This window comes from uncultured Ellagibacter sp. (assembly GCF_934617235.1).
Lineage (GTDB): Bacteria > Actinomycetota > Coriobacteriia > Coriobacteriales > Eggerthellaceae > Ellagibacter.
Genome location: NZ_CAKTTZ010000021.1, coordinates 1 through 18,092, shown reverse-complemented (window position 1 = coordinate 18,092; position 18,092 = coordinate 1). Strand labels below are relative to the sequence as shown.

At 56.9% G+C, this 18,092-nt stretch carries 16 protein-coding genes; 11 read left to right on the top strand and 5 right to left on the bottom strand.

From position 1 onward, the window contains the following. The first annotated feature begins 107 nt into the window (after positions 1-107). The 6 genes from rpsA (at position 108) to uvrB (ending at position 7,666) form a co-directional block, all read left to right on the top strand. Positions 108-1,313: a 30S ribosomal protein S1 gene (gene rpsA, locus Q0G85_RS05520; protein WP_297155510.1), complete on the top strand. Its 1,206-nt coding sequence runs from the start codon at positions 108-110 to the stop codon at positions 1,311-1,313. 359 nt (positions 1,314-1,672) lie between these two features. Further along, positions 1,673-2,869, top strand: a complete 1,197-nt coding sequence (locus Q0G85_RS05515; RefSeq protein ID WP_297155508.1) for an ABC transporter substrate-binding protein — start codon at positions 1,673-1,675, stop codon at positions 2,867-2,869. A 77-nt stretch (positions 2,870-2,946) separates the two neighbouring features. Further along, complete coding sequence (locus tag Q0G85_RS05510; protein WP_297155505.1) at positions 2,947-3,729, top strand: ABC transporter ATP-binding protein; 783 nt, start codon at positions 2,947-2,949, stop codon at positions 3,727-3,729. Further along, positions 3,719-4,651: an ABC transporter permease gene (locus tag Q0G85_RS05505; RefSeq protein ID WP_297155503.1), complete on the top strand. Its 933-nt coding sequence runs from the start codon at positions 3,719-3,721 to the stop codon at positions 4,649-4,651. The genes Q0G85_RS05510 and Q0G85_RS05505 overlap by 11 nt, the downstream gene beginning before the upstream one ends. A gap of 131 nt (positions 4,652-4,782) precedes the next feature. Continuing rightward, entirely contained in the window at positions 4,783-5,382 is a 600-nt protein-coding gene (gene coaE / locus Q0G85_RS05500) for a dephospho-CoA kinase (RefSeq protein ID WP_297155501.1), read from the top strand. 133 nt (positions 5,383-5,515) lie between these two features. Next, complete coding sequence (gene uvrB, locus Q0G85_RS05495) at positions 5,516-7,666, top strand: excinuclease ABC subunit UvrB (RefSeq protein WP_297155499.1); 2,151 nt, start codon at positions 5,516-5,518, stop codon at positions 7,664-7,666. 29 nt (positions 7,667-7,695) lie between these two features. Here uvrB and dtd read toward each other — a convergent pair whose 3' ends face one another. Then, positions 7,696-8,142, bottom strand: a complete 447-nt coding sequence (gene dtd, locus Q0G85_RS05490; RefSeq protein WP_297155497.1) for a D-aminoacyl-tRNA deacylase — start codon at positions 8,140-8,142, stop codon at positions 7,696-7,698. Positions 8,143-8,429: 287 nt separating this feature from the next. Between dtd and recN the strand changes: the two genes are divergently transcribed. Beyond that, positions 8,430-10,091, top strand: a complete 1,662-nt coding sequence (gene recN, locus Q0G85_RS05485) for a DNA repair protein RecN (protein WP_297155496.1) — start codon at positions 8,430-8,432, stop codon at positions 10,089-10,091. 233 nt (positions 10,092-10,324) lie between these two features. Here recN and Q0G85_RS05480 read toward each other — a convergent pair whose 3' ends face one another. Next, positions 10,325-11,593, bottom strand: a complete 1,269-nt coding sequence (locus tag Q0G85_RS05480; RefSeq protein WP_297155495.1) for a polysaccharide deacetylase family protein — start codon at positions 11,591-11,593, stop codon at positions 10,325-10,327. A 927-nt stretch (positions 11,594-12,520) separates the two neighbouring features. On the opposite strand from Q0G85_RS05480, the gene Q0G85_RS05475 reads away from it, so the two are divergent. Genes Q0G85_RS05475 through Q0G85_RS05460 form a run of 4 tightly spaced genes read left to right on the top strand, consistent with a single transcriptional unit; the run spans position 12,521 to position 15,615 of the window. After that, the gene (locus tag Q0G85_RS05475; protein ID WP_297155493.1) at positions 12,521-13,108 is read left to right on the top strand and encodes a tryptophan transporter; all 588 of its coding nucleotides are present in this window, start codon (positions 12,521-12,523) and stop codon (positions 13,106-13,108) included. Between the two features lie 43 nt (positions 13,109-13,151). Continuing rightward, positions 13,152-14,009 carry an energy-coupling factor ABC transporter ATP-binding protein gene (locus Q0G85_RS05470; protein WP_297155491.1) on the top strand — a complete coding sequence of 286 codons (858 nt, stop codon included), beginning with the start codon at positions 13,152-13,154 and terminating at the stop codon, positions 14,007-14,009. Further along, on the top strand, positions 14,006-14,854 hold the full coding sequence (locus Q0G85_RS05465) for an energy-coupling factor ABC transporter ATP-binding protein (RefSeq protein WP_297155489.1): 849 nt from the start codon (positions 14,006-14,008) through the stop codon (positions 14,852-14,854). Before Q0G85_RS05470 ends, Q0G85_RS05465 begins: the two co-directional genes overlap by 4 nt. Then, positions 14,851-15,615 (top strand): energy-coupling factor transporter transmembrane protein EcfT, encoded by a 765-nt coding sequence (locus Q0G85_RS05460; RefSeq protein ID WP_297155487.1) that lies wholly within the window; start codon positions 14,851-14,853, stop codon positions 15,613-15,615. Before Q0G85_RS05465 ends, Q0G85_RS05460 begins: the two co-directional genes overlap by 4 nt. A 170-nt stretch (positions 15,616-15,785) precedes the next feature. Here the strand turns inward: Q0G85_RS05460 and Q0G85_RS05455 are convergent, their stop codons facing one another. The 3 genes from Q0G85_RS05455 to Q0G85_RS05445 are packed head-to-tail and all read right to left on the bottom strand — an operon-like array spanning position 15,786 to position 17,969. Then, positions 15,786-17,513 carry a hypothetical protein gene (locus Q0G85_RS05455; protein ID WP_297155485.1) on the bottom strand — a complete coding sequence of 576 codons (1,728 nt, stop codon included), beginning with the start codon at positions 17,511-17,513 and terminating at the stop codon, positions 15,786-15,788. Between the two features lie 2 nt (positions 17,514-17,515). After that, the gene (locus Q0G85_RS05450) at positions 17,516-17,767 is read right to left on the bottom strand and encodes a hypothetical protein (protein ID WP_297155483.1); all 252 of its coding nucleotides are present in this window, start codon (positions 17,765-17,767) and stop codon (positions 17,516-17,518) included. 13 nt (positions 17,768-17,780) lie between these two features. Then, the gene (locus tag Q0G85_RS05445) at positions 17,781-17,969 is read right to left on the bottom strand and encodes a helix-turn-helix domain-containing protein (RefSeq protein ID WP_297155480.1); all 189 of its coding nucleotides are present in this window, start codon (positions 17,967-17,969) and stop codon (positions 17,781-17,783) included. Positions 17,970-18,092 lie beyond the last annotated feature (123 nt).

The following is an 18,092-nucleotide window of genomic DNA, read 5'->3' as shown; positions in this document are numbered from 1 at the left end:
GCAGCCTTCGGGCAGGTCGGTTCCACTACGTACGAACATGGTTTACACGTAAGCAATCAATCATGGCGAAGGGTCCCCGGAATTTGAAGGTTCGAAAGGGGTCCGTTTTGACCGAAATTAAGAACACTTCCGTCATCGACTTCACCGACATTTCCGACGAGGAAATGAACAAGATGATCGATGGCACGCTGACCGACTTTGACGAGGGCGATCTCGTCGACGGCACCGTGGTGAAGATTGAGCACGACGAGGTGCTCGTCGACATCGGATTCAAGAGCGAGGGCGTTATCCCCGTTCGCGAGCTCTCCATCCGCAAGGATGCCGATCCCTCTGAGATCGTCAGCCTTGGCGACAAGATCGAAGCTCTCGTTCTTCAGAAGGAAGACAAGGACGGTCGCCTGATCCTCTCCAAGAAGCGTGCCGAGTACGAGCGCGCCTGGATCAGCGTCGAAGAGAAGTTCAAGGCCGGCGAAACGGTCACCGGCGAGGTCATCGAAGTCGTCAAGGGCGGCCTCATCCTCGACATCGGCCTTCGTGGCTTCTTGCCCGCATCCCTCGTGGACCTTCGCCGCGTGAAGGATCTCGACATGTACCTGGGCACCGAGATCGAAGCCCGCGTCATCGAGATGGATCGCAACCGCAACAACGTCGTGCTTTCCCGCCGCGTGCTGCTTGAGGAAGGCCGCAAGAACGAGCGCGCCGAGATCCTGTCCAAGCTTTCCAAGGGCATGCGTCTCAAGGGCACCGTTTCCTCCATCGTCGACTTCGGCGCATTCGTCGATCTCGGCGGTATCGACGGTCTGGTTCACATCTCCGAGCTCTCTTGGAACCATGTCAACCATCCGTCCGAGGTCGTCAAGGTTGGCGACGAGGTCGAGGTCGAGGTTCTCGACGTCGACCTGCAGCGCGAGCGCATCTCCCTCGGCCTCAAGCAGACCACGGAAGATCCGTGGGTCAAGCTCGTCGAGGAGTACCCGGTCGGCTCCATCGTCGACGGCAAGGTCACCAAGATCGTTCCGTTCGGCGCGTTCATCGAGCTCGGCAACGGCATCGAGGGCCTGGTGCACATCTCCGAGATGGCTATGCGCCACATCGACACCCCGGCTCAGGTCGTCAAGCCTGGCCAGGACGTCAAGGTGAAGGTCATGGAGATCAGCCCCGAGCGTCGTCGCATCTCCCTGTCCATGAAGGCTGCCGCTGAAGAGCTCGGCTACGAGATCGAAGTGGACGAGTCCGTCCAGGTCGAGGAAAAGCCGGCCAAGAAGCGCGAGAAGAAGGCTGACAAGCCCGCCGAGGAGCAGGAAGCCGAATAGCTCCAACTCGCATAACGCGAACATGAAGGAACCCGTCATCTGGCGGGTTCCTTTTTTTGTATTGGGGGGTGCGGAATTGGGGAGAAAGCGGGCGGGCGCCCACCGCTGTCACCGCCGAAAAGAAGGAGCGCGATGGTCTTCTTAGCCTGTATGGAACGAGGCAAAAACCTAGCGACCGAGAATCGCAGATGCGGGAATTCTCCCTACACGACTGCTTATCGGCTTCGCAAATAGCAGACATCATCGATGCATCAACCGAAGCAACTAGTAGTAAAAACTAAATAGTCGGCTAAATAAAGCATTAGTTCTGTTACTATTCGACCGTTGATTTTTTCTGTTGGTTTTATAAAGGAGGATTTATGGTTCGGTCGATTAGCCGCCGCTCATTTCTTGCCGGCAGCGCAGTAGTTGCAGCTTCTTTGTCCGCGGGTCTTGCTGGATGCTCCTCAGGCTCTGGCACGTCCAATAACGCTTCCGACACCAAAGCCGATTCCGCTTTTGTGGGGGCCGACGGCGTCGATCATACTCCGCTCGACACCTCCAAGGTGGGCAGCGATGAGTACACCATTCGCTTGGGAATGACCAAGGGCAATCCCAACCCCGTTGCCGTGATCAACGCCTATCAGGAAGGCTACTTCGATGACGAAAACGCTATCGTGGATTTGACGATCGTCGAGGACATGGGCACCGCGTATTCTTCTGTAGCGACCAACGATCTTGACATGGTTGTCGCCATGAACCTCGCTTTGAATCGCATCGCCGCAGGTGAGGAGAATCTTTACATGGCGGGTGGCATTATGTCTGAAGGCGGCGTGTGCGCCGTTGCCCCCGATTCCGACATCACACTCAAATCGGCAGAGGACTTCAAGGGCCTTACCATTTGTGGTATCCAGGCAGACTCCGAGCTTATCGTCATCGAAGCCTTGCTGCTCAACAGCGGCCTTAAACGCGGCGAGGACTATAAGGTCATCTACACCGAGAGCATGTCGGTTGGCTGCGAAAACGTGCTCAAAGGCACGGCCGATGTCGCCATTTTCAACGGTGTTCCCGTGTACATGATCGCCGTTAAGTCGGGGCTCAAGATTGCCGCGTACAATGAGGACCTCGTCGGCAAGTACCCCTGCTGCCGCATGACGGTGAACAAGGCTATGGTAACCGAGCATAATTACGCGCTCACCCAGTTCATGGTCGCAGAGCTGCGCGGTTATAAGCTGTTCAAGGAAAACAAGGAGCAGACGGTGAAGAATCTTGCGGCCTTCACCGGCGTCGACGCTGAGTCCTTGGAGGCGGTCTACTACGGTACCGACAGCTTCCGTACCGCCATGGAAATCGTTATGGATCCCCAGGTCGACTACATCAAGACCTACTACGAAGACTACAAGACCTGCGGTTTCATCGATCCGGAAACTCCTTACGAGCTCGATGACTTCTTCTACAACGAGGCATACGTTGCCGCCCTCGATGTGCTTTCCGAGCGCGAGCCCGACGAGAAGCTCTGGAAGGAAATGAAGGAGCGCTATCCCAAGGAAAACACCACGTACGCTTACAGCATGTAGTTGCGCCTTGTGCCCCCGCATCGCCGTTGAGGTTGCGGGGGCTTAATTGTGCGAATTCGAAGAATCAAGGAGCGTTTGTGGGAAGAATCGAAGCAAAAGACCTTTCGTATGATTACGCCGACGGTTTTACGGCGCTGCATGATTTGAATTTCTGCATTGAAGACGGCGAGTTCGTCTGCGTTGTCGGGCATTCCGGTTGTGGGAAAACAACCCTTCTCAGGCTCATCTCGGGCTTGTCTCCGATTACCTCAGGGGAGTTGACGCTTAACGGGAAGCCGATTGAAGGGCCGGGGCTTGATCGCGCCGTCGTGTTCCAGCAGTATTCGCTGTTTCCCTGGAAGACGGCGATCAAAAACGTCGAATACGGCATTCGCCAGGCTCATCCTGAACTGAGCAAATCGGAGGCGAGGCAAAGTGCTGCCCTCGCGTTGAAGAATGTGGGAATGAGCCATGCAGCCGACCTGTATCCTTATCAGCTTTCAGGCGGCATGAAGCAGCGCGTCGCCATTGCGCGTGCTTTGGCCCTCGACAGCGACATCTTGCTTCTCGACGAGCCGTTCGGCGCGCTCGATCAGCATAGGCGCTCTCAGCTTCAAGAGATGCTTCTCGAGCTGTGGGACAGTGGCGAGCACCGTAAAACCGTTGTGTTCGTAACGCACGATATCGATGAGGCCATTTTGCTGTCTGATCGTATTTTCTTCATGCGACCAGGGGAAATCACGAAGATAATCGATGTCGATCTTCCCCGAAGCAGAGATGCGGCGTCCTTGGCGGAAAACCCGCGCTTCGGCGAGCTCCGTCGCGAGCTTTTGGAATTGTTCTCGCTCGATGTTGACCAGGAGGACGCACATGAAGCTTAGGGAACTGTTTAATCCGGCGTTTATCTTGTCGCATGTGGTCCTCATCGCACTGTATGCGACCATTGCCATGCCCGGTGTCCTTAAGACGAAAGGCCCGGTAGCGTTTTGCGTGGCCATTGCGATTATCGAGGTGCTGTTCGTGTCGCTTCAGGTCTACCACTGGAGACGCGGCACGATTAACCGCCACGCAGGGGAAGTCATCGCCTTTCTCTGGGCTGTCCTTTTGGTGTGGGAGGTGGTCACGGCGAAACTGAAGCTGATGAATGTGGTTATCTTCCCCGCACCTGAAAATGTCTTCGCGGTCTTCCCCGCGAATTGGCAGGAAATGCTTATAAACGCAGGTTATTCGACGGGCATCCTCATCGTCGGTTTCGTCATTGGCACGACGGCTGGCATTCTGCTTGGCTTGTTCGTTGGGTGGCATCCTCGCCTTAAAACCTTTTTCTTCCCCATCGCTCGAATCCTGGCGCCTATTCCGCCTATGGTCTATGCGCCTTACGTCGTTATCATTCTGCCCGCCTTCGAGCTGACCTCGGTTACGCTTGTGGGACTTGCGATTTTTCTTTGCGTGTTCCTGAGCACCATCATCTCGGTCTCCCAAGTGAATGAGAACATCGTCGACTCGGCGCGCACCCTTGGAATCAGCGGCTCGAAGATGGTTATGGAAATCTTGCTGCCAAGTGCTCTTCCCGCATATGTCGATGCGCTCAAAGTGAACGTCATCATCGCGTTCATGATGCTTGTGTTCGCCGAAGCGGTCGGGTCTAACTACGGCATGGGCCACTGGATCAACCTCTTCACGCACTACGGTGACTACGCGAAGGTGTTCGCGGGCATATTCGAGATGGCTGTTGTCGTGCTAATCGTGAACGTGATCGTGGAGAAAATCCAAAAGCATGCCATTCGATGGAAGATGGGGTAGGGCGAACGCTTCTCCTGGATGACTTGCCCAATCGCAATCTTGCTTAGCGGGGCGTGCGGCTTTTGCCCCATGAGACGTCAATACGTGTATTATGGTATACGGAGGGTGGCAAACGTTCGAGGAGGCAAGTCATGAAAAAGCTGTTCATCATCGGTGGTATGGGCGCTGGCAAGTCTACAGCCAGAAAAGCCCTCGTTGAGCAGGGGCTTCCTTATGTCGATTTGGATCATGTTGGGCATGAGGTGCTCGCTTGGGATACGGTGAAAGACGAGATTCGCGAGACTTTCGGGGACGATGTCTTCGGGGAAGACGGCCAGATTGATCGCAAGAAGCTCGCAGCGAAGGCCTTCGCATCGCCTGCCGAAACGCGCAAGCTCAACCGCATCACGCTTCCTCGCATTGAGGAGCTCTTCTCCGACCGTCTCGATGAGTTCGCGCGCCAGGGAAACAAGGCCGTTGTAGTCGAGCAGTCCGTGTTCAAGAATCGCCAGGGGTCGCTTGCCTATTGCGCCGATGTGGTGATTGCCATCATCGCACCGCTTGAGCTGCGCGTCGAGCGAGCGGTGGCTTCGGGGTTCTCCGAGGTTGACGTGCGACGTCGTATCGCTCGCCAGATTACGGACGCCGATCGCATCGAGGCCGCAGACGTCGTCTTCAGCAACGACAGCACGCCGGAAGTGCTGCGCGACAAGATGCTGAACTGGTGGAAAGAGTACGAGAAGACGATTTAGAGTTCGAACACTTGTTCTAATAATGATTCTATGATAGACTAGCCTTCCCGAAACAAGGGAAGGCTAGTTTTTTTGAAGCCGGGCGCGGGGTCGCGAAATTGCGTATCCTTCCGGCGAAGGACGTGGTGCTCTGATGTCGACACATCTTCAAAATATCGAAGGCCTTGAAATGGAGGGCAAGCTGCCCGAGGTCCGCCTGTCCAATACGCCGTTTCAGGTTGTGTCTCCGTATGAGCCGGCAGGTGATCAAACCAAAGCAATCGCCGAGCTCGCGCGCGGCATCGAAGAGGGCATGCGCTACCAGACGCTTTTGGGTGTGACGGGTTCAGGCAAGACGTTCACCATGGCGAAAACCATCGAAGCAGTTCAGAAGCCCACGCTTGTTTTAGCTCCCAACAAGACGCTTGCTGCGCAGCTTGCAAGCGAGCTTAAAGAGTTCTTCCCGAACAACTCGGTAGTTTACTTCGTTTCCTACTACGACTACTATCAGCCCGAGGCGTATGTTCCCTCCTCCGACACGTTCATTGAAAAGGACGCCTCGATTAACGAAGAGGTCGAAAAGCTGCGCCATGCGGCCACGTCGGCCTTGCTCTCGCGCCGCGATTGCATCGTGGTTGCCTCGGTGAGCTGCATCTACGGCATCGGCAGCCCGATGGATTATGCGGGGATGGCCGTCTTTCTTGACAAGGAGAAACCGGCCGAGCGCGACGATGTCATCCACGAGCTGATTGATATTCAATACGACCGCAACGATTACGAGCTCAAACGCGGCACCTTCCGCGTTCGCGGCGACTCGCTCGATGTGTTCCCGCCGTATGCCGACAATCCCATCCGCGTGGAATTCTGGGGCGACGAGGTGGAGACGATCGCCGAGATCGACAACGTTACGGGCGAGGTTCTCAACGAGTACGAAGCGCTTCCCATCTGGCCGGCTTCCCACTACGTTACCGCTCGTCCGAAGCTCGATCGAGCGATCGGAACGATCCAAGACGAGCTGCGCGAGCGGTTGCAGCAGTTCAAGGAGGAAGGCAAGCTCCTCGAGGCGCAGCGTCTTGAGATGCGCACGAACTACGACTTGGAAATGATCGAGACGATGGGCTTCTGCTCGGGAATCGAGAACTACTCGCGCCATCTCGACGGCCGCGCCCCGGGCGAACCTCCTTATACGCTTATCGATTACTTCCCGAAAGACTTCCTGTGCATCATCGATGAGAGCCATGTCACGGTGCCGCAAATCCGCGGCATGCATGAAGGCGACCGCTCGCGCAAGATCACGCTTGCCGAGCATGGTTTCCGCCTTCCGAGCTGCCTGGATAATCGCCCGTTGCGCTTCGACGAGTTCGAGGACCGCGTCCCGCAGTTCGTCTACGTGTCCGCGACGCCGGGCGATTACGAGGAAAAGGTGAGCCAGCAGACGGTTGAGCAGATTATTCGCCCGACCGGTTTGCTGGATCCGGAGATTATCGTGCGTTCAAGTGCGAGCCAGATCGACGACATCATCGACGAGGCGAGGGAGCGGGCCGAGCGCGACGAGCGTACGCTTGTCACCACGCTCACCAAGAAGATGGCGGAGGATCTAACCGACCATCTTCTCGATAGGGGCCTAAAGGCGCGCTACATGCACTCCGACATCGCCACGCTCGAGCGCGTCGAAATCCTTAGCGCCCTCAGGCGCGGCGAGTTCGACACGCTTGTGGGCATCAATCTTTTGCGCGAGGGGCTCGATCTGCCCGAGGTGTCGCTCGTCGCCATTTTAGACGCCGACAAGGAGGGTTTCCTTCGCAACTACCGTTCGCTCATCCAGACTATTGGCCGCGCGGCACGAAACGCAAATGGCCAGGTCATCATGTATGCCGATAAAACGACGGATTCCATGGACAAGGCCATTACCGAGACGCGCCGCCGCCGTGCTATCCAGATGGCCTACAACAATGAGCACGGCATCACGCCGCAAACCATCCGCAAGAAGGTCAGCGACATCATGGGCGCGGTGGCGGAGATTTCGAACACGACGGCGGAGCAGGTGAACAAGGAGCTTGCCTCGCTGTCGCGCGAAGAGGTACTTCGCGTCATTTCGAGCATGGAAGACGATATGGCGGCAGCGTCGCGCGAGATGGATTTCGAGCGGGCGGCAAGCTTGCGCGATCAGGTGGTGCAACTGAAAGCTCAGTTCGAGGGCTCAAGCGAAGACGACGTTTTGAAGGAGCTGAAGCGGAGCGCTCGAAAGGGGAGCGCGTTTGGTAATCGCAAGAACGCAGCCTACGGTTCGAGTCGCAGAAGCTAGGCGCTGGTGGGCGATGGGGATTCTCTCACTTACAGCTCGTTGGTGTCGAGCCAGATGGTGAAGGGCCCGTCGTTGACCAGCGATACCTCCATCATCGCGCCGAATTCTCCCGTTTCCACACGGGGAACGTCCTTGCGCGCTTGCGAAACGAAGAGCTCATAGAGGCGATTCGCTTCGTTGGGCGCACCTGCATCGGTGAAGGATGGCCGGTTCCCCTTCTTGCAGCTGGCGTAAAGGGTGAACTGGGATACAACGAGCACCTCGCCTGACACGTCGGCGAGGGAAAGGTTCGTCTTGCCAGCCTCATCTTCAAAGATGCGCATCTTCGAGATCTTGCCCCATAGCTTATCGACCTGCGCTTCGGTGTCGTTCGTGCTGACGCCGAGCAGGATGAGCAGCCCGGTGCCAATCGACCCGACGGTGCTGCCATCGATATCGACTTGTGCATGAGTGACGCGTTGAATAAGGGCGCGCATGTGTACTCCTTCGGGTTCGTGTGTAATGCAAGCTAGTGTACTACGATATGCGCGTATCGGCATCTTTGGAAAAAACGGAAACATTTGTTCGAAATCAAGCTCAAAAGATGGGGTATACTGTGCGGCAAGAAACATGACGCTCGGCCGCCAGGCCGCACGCGGCGCCCCGCGTTGCGATTTGATGAAAGCCGCCTCAGGCGTCGAGGTGCGCGGCGCCACGGCGCGAGGGAAGCTATCTCGGCACCGTGATGTGCGATGCGGGGCAAGTTCGGGAAAGGGAGAATGCGATGATCGACGAAATCCATGTCAGTAACGTGGCGCTCATTCGGGACGCGTCCTTTTCTCCTTCTCGCGGACTTACCGCGCTTACTGGTGAAACGGGAGCGGGAAAGACGGCGCTCCTTTCGGCGTGCAAGCTCCTCGTGGGCGAGCGGGCAGACAAAACCGCAGTTCGCGAAGGGTCTCAAGGCCTATCGGTGGAGGGACGTCTTTTCTTCGACGATAGCGCCGACATCCCTGAAGGGGTGGAACTCGAAGACGGGGAGGCGGTTGTTTGTCGCCGCGTCAGCGTTGACGGTCGCTCTCGCGCATCGATCAATGGACACATGGCAAGTGCGAAGGAAATCGCCCGCCTTGTCGCGCCGACTCTCGACTTGTGCAGTCAGCACGAGCATCAAGCACTCATGCGCCCGTCGACTCACCTCTCCCTGCTCGATGCCTGGGCGAGGGATTCTGTCAGCGAGGCGCACGCCGCCTACCTTTCGGCATTCGAAGCTGCGAAGCGCGCTGCCGACGAACTTTCGCGTGTAAAAGCTGCTGGTGAGGCGTCGACGGCAAGGCTCGACGAGGCGCGCTTCATGCTTCAACGCATTGATTCGGTCGGTGTTTCCGACAAACACGAATACGAGGAACTTGCCGCGCGTCTTGAGAAGGCGGAAAACGCGGAGTCGCTTGTATCGGCGACGAATTGCGCCTATGAGTCGCTTTCTGGCGAAAGAGGCGCCATCGATGCGCTCGACACGGCGGCGAGTGCGCTCGAGAGCGCGTCTGCCTACGACAAGACGCTTGCGGATTTGGCGAGTTCGTTGCGCGAGGCGAGCTATGTTCTTGAGGATGTGTCGCGCGAGGCGCTGTCGTATCGTGACTCGGTCGAATTCGATTGCGATGCGCTCGAGGAATCGCAGGAGCGAATGGCTGCGCTCCAAGGGCTTCTGCGAGCGTTCGGGCCTCGACTTTCCGACGTCATTGCCGCGCGCGAGGAGGCGGCGGAGCTGGTTTCCCTCGTCGACGATGCGGAGGAGAGGGAACGTGCTGCGGCTCAAGCCCTCGAAGCTGCCGAGCGGGATCTCGCTGAAGCAGCATCGGCGCTCGATGGTGCGCGCCGCAAGATGGCGCCGCGTTTCGCGCGAGCTGTCTCGAAGGTGATGGCCCGCCTTGAAATGGGCAGTGCGTCCCTGGAGTGCGAGGTGAGCGAGCTGCCGCGCGAAAAATGGACGAAAGAAGGCCCTCATCAGGTCGAATTCATGTTTCGTCCGGGAAGCGGCATGCAGGCTCGACCGCTTGCGCGCATCGCGTCGGGCGGTGAAGTCAGCCGCGTGATGCTCTCCATCAAGGTGGCGCTCGGCGAGGCAGACAGCGTCGACACGCTTCTCTTCGATGAGGTCGACGCTGGCGTTGGCGGCGCGACGGCAGTTGCTCTCGCTTCCGTTCTCACTGATTTAGCGAAGACCCATCAGGTCATCGTGGTCACGCACCTGGCTCAGGTTGCTGTTGCTGCCGATGTCCACTATGTCGTGCGCAAGACCCAAGGGGATGTGCCCGAGACCTCGCTTTCGGTCGTGTCGGGAGAGGATCGTGCGACCGAAATTGCGCGCATGCTCTCGGGTGACGTAACGGATGCCTCGCTTGCTCACGCGCGTGAGATGCTGCACAACGCTTCTGGCGAGTAGCGGCAACGTTGCTGGAGAAAAGCCTGTCAGGCATGCAATCCCGCATCGGCACGCGCATCCATTCGAGCATTCTCAGGCGCTTTCGCCCGCGGATTTTGACTTAAGTGAAAAAGGCGGCCATCTAGAAGTTTTCCCAGATGGCCGCCTTAGTCTTGCGTCGTATTAATTGTCGCCTGCGCACTGCCTTCCGCCTGAGAGATCGAAGGCAATGTTGCTTGTAACCTCGCAGCTCGCTACTTGCTCACACTCGAATCCGCGGGCGGGTCGTATTGCAGAAGCTCGCTTATCGTGACGAAGCGATAGCCCTCCTGCTTCAGCTGGGGAAGAGCTTTCCTCAGCGCTTCCACGGTTTGCGAGCGGTCGCCGCCGCCGTCGTGCATGAGGATAACGCTTCCCGGCTTCGCCTTCATGATGCGGCTCGCGATGGTGTCCGCTCCCGGGCGCCGCCAGTCTTCGGTGTCGACGTTCCACCCAATTTCGGCATCGATGTAGGGCTGCAGCGTCCAAACGATGTCGCCCTTGAAGTTGCCGCCGGGCGCGCGCATGATTCGGGCGGGGTCTTCGCCGATGACATCCTTGATCGCCTGAATACCCTTCTCGACTTCCTGAATCTGCTCATCAGCGGTCATGTACGTCAGGTTCACGCCTTGGCCGCTGCCGGCAGCGTGATCCCACGTGTGCGTGCAAATCTCGTGGCCCTCGTCGTGCGCGCGCTTCACCACGTCAGAGTGGTCGGCAATTTGCTTGCCAATGGTGAAGAACGTCGCGTGCGCGTCATTCTCCTTCAAGACGTCGAGAATCTCAGCCGTCGTGTCCTTCCATGGACCGTCGTCGAAGGTGAGCGCGATCACCTTGTCGTCGCCGGTGTTCGCGGTGTAGATCTTGTACTCCTCGTTCACCGCGGGGGTCGTGTCCTCGGTCACCGTTTTGCCTGATACCTTGCCGGTTTTCGTAGTGCGCACGCCGTTTTGCCCGTCGATGTACACATGCAGCGAGCCGTTCCAGTAATTGTTGTCCTCGACGCGTTCATAGGGGATTTCCTCGGTCGAGGAGTCGAAATCCTCCGTGACGTCGGCGCCATTTTGGATGTCGACGTTGTCGCCCTTCCTGACCTTCTTCGACCCGTCGTTGGTGGCGGTTCCGTTGACCGTCGCGGCAAAGCGGTCGCCGCCGCCCTCGGTGATGACGCTCGAATCGACGGCAAGCAGATTGCCCGCCGTCGGGGAGGCGAGGCCGTCATCGATGAGCTTGTCGAGTGTCGTGCCGTTGGAGACGGTGTGCTTCGCGCCGTTGACGGTGATGTCGAAAGTGGGCGGGTTCAAAACAAAGAACGCGCCAATGCCGATGGCGATAACGAGCACCGCCATAGCGCCGATGGCAACAGGGCCGGGGCGCTTTGAGCGGCGTTCGGTGTAGCGGGAGTAATCGTTATAGACGGAGGCATTGGCGGGGTTGTTGCGGTTCGCCTGCGCTCGCGATCGGTTGTAGGATGCGGGCCGCACGTTCCCTTGGGCTGCGGGACGATGCGCACCCGAGTTGCCGCGATTGCCAGCAGGTGCTCCTTGCCTTACCTGTTGTCGAGGGCGTTGCGAGGGTGTGTGCTGCGGCGAGGATTGGCGTCCTACCTGCTGTGATGCGGCATGCGCTCGCGGCCGGGGGGCGTTTTGCTGCTGACCACCTGGTCGCGGACGAGCGCCGGCCTGTCCTCTGCTCGAAGGGGAGCGTCGGGCGTTATTTTCGGCGGTATGGTGATTCGTGTATGAGTCTGCTTGCCTTCTTGATGAATTTTCCCCAGGCTGCCGACTGTCCCGATAATGGTCTCGGCTAAATTGATCCGTCATGGCGTAAAAGTGCTCCTTATTCAACCACGGTGCGGACGGACACGCGGATTCCCGCACCTAGAATTCGATTATACGCATTCGCGCGGGGATATGCTTCGTGGCACTTTATTTCGGAAATATTCAAAAATAATTCTTGACATGTCACTGCGCTCTGCTAAAGTGCGATTCACAACTTAATACGTTGAAACCGATGAGGCGAAGATCAAGCCGTTAAAGCGCTTACAGAGAGCGGGCGTTGCTGGAAGTCCCGTAGAAATGCTGAGCGGTAAATGGATCGCCGAGGGAAAGGGGAAAGGTTGCAAGCCGCATGGCGCGCAACTGAGTATCTGGACCGTGAGCCTGCGTTAAGGGCAGAACATGTGTTGGCATGTTCGTGAGAGGGTTTCCCCGTGGGAAATCAATAAAGGTGGCACCGCAGATTTCGAATCTGTCCTTTATCTCAAAGGACAGATTTTTTTATTTTGCGGGCAGATTGCCACCCGAGATGATTCCCGGGCGATTCCTCATTCGCGTCCAAGCCGGCAAACCGAAAAGTCCGGGGACGGACGAAGACAGGCGGGGAAACCGCCAAGAAAGGAATGAGGAATCATGACCGAGAACATTGCAGCAGCGAAGCGCACCACCGCCACCGACCAGAAGAAAGACGGCCTGTCAGTTCGGGACCTTATTTTGGTCGCCGTGCTTATCGCGGCAGGCGCCGTGCTGAAGCTCACCGTTTCGAGCTTCCTTAATTTCGCCGGCATGAAGCCGAACTTCATGATCGCCATGTACTGCCTGGCTATCATCCTCACGCGACCGAAAATCTACCAATCGGTGGTCATCGGCCTGCTTGTCGGTGTGGTAAGCCAGATTCCCATGTTGAACGCGACGCCATTGGTGAACATCGCGTCCGAGATGGTCGGCGCGCTTGTGTGCGGCATTCTCGTCACCGTGCTTGCCAAGGCGGCGCGTGACAACAAGACCTGCCAAAACGTCGTCTTCCCGATTATCATCACCTTCATCTCTACCGTGTTCTCAGGCTACACCTTCGCGATGATCGTCGGCGTCGCCGTTGCGCACCTCGATCCGCTTGCCGTCTTCGGGGTGTACGCCGTTATGGTGCTTGGAACTGCGACGATGAACGCGGTGCTCGCCGCGATTCTCACCCCGGTCCTGCGTGCGGTTTTGAAGCGCTAGTCGCACCGTCTGCCTGAAGCGCTCTTACCACGAAGGACACCCCATGATTGAAATCTCACAGCTATCGTTTCGTTACCGGGAGGGGGCTGACCCCATCCTCAAGGGCATCGACCTCGTCATTCCCGACGGCGCGTTCGTCGGCGTCACGGGCGCTGCGGGCAGCGGGAAGTCGACGCTCACCTACGCGATCAACGGCATCATTCCGCATTGCTACCCAGGCGATTTCTACGGCAGCGTGCTTGTCGAAGGGCTCGACACGTGCGAGGCGTCGCTTACCGACATAAGCCGCCTGGTGGGAAGTGTTTGCCAGGACATCGACTCGCAGATGGTGTCGTCGGTGGTCGAAGATGAGGTGCTCTATGGCCTGGAGAACTTCGGTGTGCCTAAGGCCGAGATTCCCGCGCGGGTCGATGAGGCGCTTGCCGCCATGGGCATTGCCGACTTGCGCGACCGCAGCATCGCCGAGCTTTCCGGCGGCCAAAAGCAAAAGGTCGCCGTCGCGTCGGTGCTTGCGTTGAAGCCGAGGATTCTCGTGCTTGATGAACCAACGGCCGAGCTTGACCCCGCGTCGTCGGTTGCCGTGTTCGACCTGCTCAAGCGCTACTCGGTCGAACATGGGACAACCGTTATCGTGGTCGAGCAGAAAATCGCCCTGTTATCCGAATACGCCGATACGCTCGTCATCGTCGACGAGGGGGAGATTCGCTTTTGCGGCGCCCCCCACGAGGTGCTCGAGCATTCCAATGAGCTTCTCGAGATCGGGGTGAACTGCCCGCGCTCGACAAGCCTCGTCAACAGGCTGCGCGCCCGCGGGCTGGTTCAGGAGCCGGCGGTGTGCACCGTCGAGGGCGCCGTTTACGCGTGCGAGGGGTTGCTTTCCGGGAAGGAGGCTTGCGCATGATCGAGTTTCGCCAGGTGAGCGCTTCTTATGATGGGGAGCTTGCCATCTTACGCGACGTGAGCTTCACGGTGGGCGATGGCGATTTCGTCGCTTTCGTGGGAACGAACGGCGCGGGGAAATCCACCACGATGCGCCTTATCAACGGCCTGTTGACGCCGACGTCAGGCGAGGTCCTGATTGACGGGGTGCCGACGACGCAGCTGAAGACGAGCGAGCTTGCCTCGAAGGTGGGCTTTCTGTTCCAAAACCCCGACCGCCAGATATGCTGCAAGACAGTGCGCGAGGAGCTGTTGTTCGGCTTTGTCGCCCAGGGTCGCACAGGCGCTGATGCTGAGGTGAAGGTCGACGCGATGATCGAGCGTTTCGGCTTCGATGGTGACACCGAGCCCTTCCTTCTGAACCGTGGAACGCGCCAGCTTTTGGCGCTCGCGTCGATCATCGTGCTCGAGCCGCCCATCGTCGTGCTCGACGAGCCCACGACGGGCCTTGATTTCCGCGAGTGCGCCAAGGTGATGGAGGTGGTTTCCGACCTGAACGCTCGCGGCACGACTGTCGTCATGGTGTGCCACGACATGGAGGTCGTTGGTGACTACGCGACGCGAGTGATTGCCATGACCGCAGGTCAAGTGGTTGCCGATGGTGCGACGTTCGATGTGCTGCGCGATGCGAACGTGCTGTCTCGCGCGCATCTTCTGCCGCCGCAGGTCGTTGAAGTGTCGATGCGGCTTGCGCAGGCCGGCGCGGTTTCGCCCGCGTCGCCCGTTGCGTGCGCGAATACGCTCGATGACATGGAGCGTGCGCTTGCGAGTGAGGCTTGCGGGCGCGGGGAAGGAGGCGCCAAGTGAAGGGGTTCCTCGAATACGTGCCGGGCGAGAGCTTTCTGCACACCATGAACCCAGTAGCGAAGCTTGCGGCAGCGTTTTTACTGGTCATTGCGTGCTTTGCAACGAGCAATTTCGTGCTTTTGGCGGTGGTAATCGCGCTTGATATCGTTATGGCCGTGCAGTGCAAGATGGTCCCACAGACGATCGGCCTGGCAAAAGCGGTCGCTGCGTTCTCCGTTATCCTCGCGCTGATCGCGCTTCTGTTCACGCCGCAGGGCGACGTGCTCGCGCCTCTGCCCTGGGGATACATCGGCACCGCGAGCGTTGTGAACGCCGTGCTCATCGTGGTGCGCTTGGTGGCCTGCGCGGTGCCGCTGTTCCTCGTGTTCTACGTGACCAAGCTCACGGATATGGCGAATGCGCTGGTCAAAGTGCTGCATGTTCCGTACAAGTACGCTTTCACCTTCATGTCGACGGTGCATTTCATCCCCGTGTTCATGAACGACATGGCGGACATCATGGAGGCGCAGACGGCGCGCGGCGTGGAGTTCGACGGCGGTTTTGCGAAGAAGGTTCGTCTCATGGTTCCCCTGTGCGTGCCGCTTCTGGTGTCGTCGGTGCGCAAGACGAACAGCGCCGCCATCGCCGCCGAGGTGCGCGGCTTCAACCTGCGCACACGCGAAAGCGGCTTCAAGGAGTACCCCTTCTCGGGCATCGACTTCGCCGCAATGGGAATCGCCGCTGCATTACTCGTCGTGGCCATTGCGCTCGGTGTGTTGTAGCTGAAGCTAGCCGGATTCCTCATTGCTTGCGAAGAGGAATCCGGCTAGCTTTTCACCTGTGCTATTACGGTTGTGAATTCGGATTGACGATGCTTTTGTGCGGATTGTGCTCTGTGAATCTAGAAGCTATTTGTATGAGCGTCTCTGTAGCATTTGCTCTTGGGGCTAGTTTAATTGACGCACTGAATTTCTTTCTCTCCTAGATACTCTCCTGTGTCATTGTTGAAAAAGGTTACTTTATAGTAATCCGCACCGCCATAAACAGCGCTGCCGCCTATTATTCCGACGTACTTAGTGGATGGCACTTTTCCGCTGCTCGTGACCGAAAATTGGTCTGAACTGCTCTCCCATCGTTCTGGTTTGCTTCCCGTTTCTTCGTAATGCGCGCTAACCTCTATGCGGATTGTCGCCTTCTCGCTGCTATTGCTGCTACTTAGCGGACCATTGGTTGCTTTCGCGAAGGCGTACACATTTCCAAAGTTTTTTCCTTCCCAGGTGTTTTGGTCTTTTGCCTGTTCGCTGGTTGAGATACCGAATTCAAATTGCCAATAATATAGCTGGTCGTAAAGACTAGCTGCGTCTTTGTAATTGGCTTCGCTGAGTTCCTTCAAATAAAAGTAGGTGGCTTGGTCGTCGTGATTCAAATGATTGGTTGCGTATTGGTACATCGCTGTTTTACGCGATTCCTCGTTGTGTGTGAACGCGAACCATTTTTCTGCTCTTCCGTAATCTTGCTGCTGCATGAAAGATTTGGCAGCTGTTTCCGCTATGGGTTCCAGCCTATCCCAGCCGCCGTCGAGCCCTGCTAGTGTTTGTGCGCATCTGTAAGCCTCATCGTAGTTATCTGATTCGAGGGCATTTCGCACTTGCGTTTCGCAATCATCCACCTTGCATTGTATGGCTCGTTTTGGGGAGTCTTTGAAGTCTCCTAGTTCTTCAAATGCGGCAATTGCATCTTTGTATTGGCCCGAATTGGCATAATTGGCTGCTATGGCATACTTCACGTTTGGGACTATAACGAAAATGCCGAGTGCGATGATGAGCCCCAGCGCAACTACGCTTGTCGTCGCAGTAATTACGCCACGCCGAATCTTCCTGCCTTGCGCTGAGCTTATGCTTTGAATTCTCTCATCGCAGCCCTTGGCTTTTTCTGCGGAGTCCTTTTCGTCTTTGATGGAGGTGAATAGTTTCGAAGCTTTTCTAAGCTCCTTCTTACTGGCGTCGTCTTTGCTCAAATCGCACGCCTGGTCGTAAATATCGTCTACGCGATCATTGTATTCGGCGAGTAAATCCTGTTCGTTTTCCGTGTCAAGCAGGCGCTCCTTTACCATTCCGCACTTGCAGCAAGTGGCTCTCCCGATGTTTGCTTGTCCGCAAGCGCATACCCACCATCCGCTATGATTCTGAACGGCTCCGTTGACGATTTCATCGTTTTCGCCAAGCGACAAAGCGTAGGCACGCTGGGCACGCGCCTTCGGGGAAAGGCTTAGCGCTTGTCTTTGGGGCAGCGGTTTTGGCGATGTTGTCGAATGCCAGGTTTTGTTGGAAAAATCGACTCCTCTAATCACCAGATTGCAGGATGTGATATTGGCTTGAGTTAGACGTTGCGGCTTAAGCGTCTTCTCGGTGCCTGCGGGAATATCCGTATCGAGATATTCAAGAGGCATTGCTTCATCTGGTTTATCGGGCACTTCAATAGTTAAGGCTGCGGCAATCGAAACTATGGGGTCATTCGATATATTTTTAACTTTGACTTGGAGAAAGGTCGCCGATGTTGTCGTGTCGCGTGATATCTGGACTGCTGATAGTTGAATTGGGCATTTTTCTTCCCAAGTGATGCGATGCTGATTGGATTGAGCGTCTGCTCTGAAGATAACTTTGTAGTTTGATTCTGCCATGATTACACCGTTGGAAGGTCGTTTGGCTCGGAAAAGCTAGATTGTTTATCTGGCATTGCGCATACGATGAGACCGAGCACGATTGGCGAGGCAAATAGCCCAATGAACCAAAGAATACCGGCATCGGAGTGTCCTTTTGCGTTGGCGAAGCTAACGAGCTTGCTAATTGCAAGAATCCATGCCACAAGAGCGACAATGGCTACTACAAGAATAACAACGCCGAAAAACTCAAAAAAACTGGAATAATAGTACATGGTAAATTCCTTTCTACTGCTTGTTTTTGATAGTGATGGGCGGAATTGCGTCTCGCCGGATGCGCCATGGCGCACCAGGTTTATCGTGCTCACAGGGCTTTGTTCCGCACTTCAGTTTGCCGTCGCGGCACCATTTCGTCACCTTTGCCTGCGTCGTGTTCCAAATACTCGCAGCCTCTTTCGAGCTCATATATTCACCCATTAGCTCCCTTTCCTTTCGACGTGGGTTTCATTACGTCAAAGATATCGGGGGGTGTTCCTATAGTTTCGTCAACCCCTAATTCTTCGATAGGGCGCGGAATTTGGGCAAGCTCACGCAAGCCCC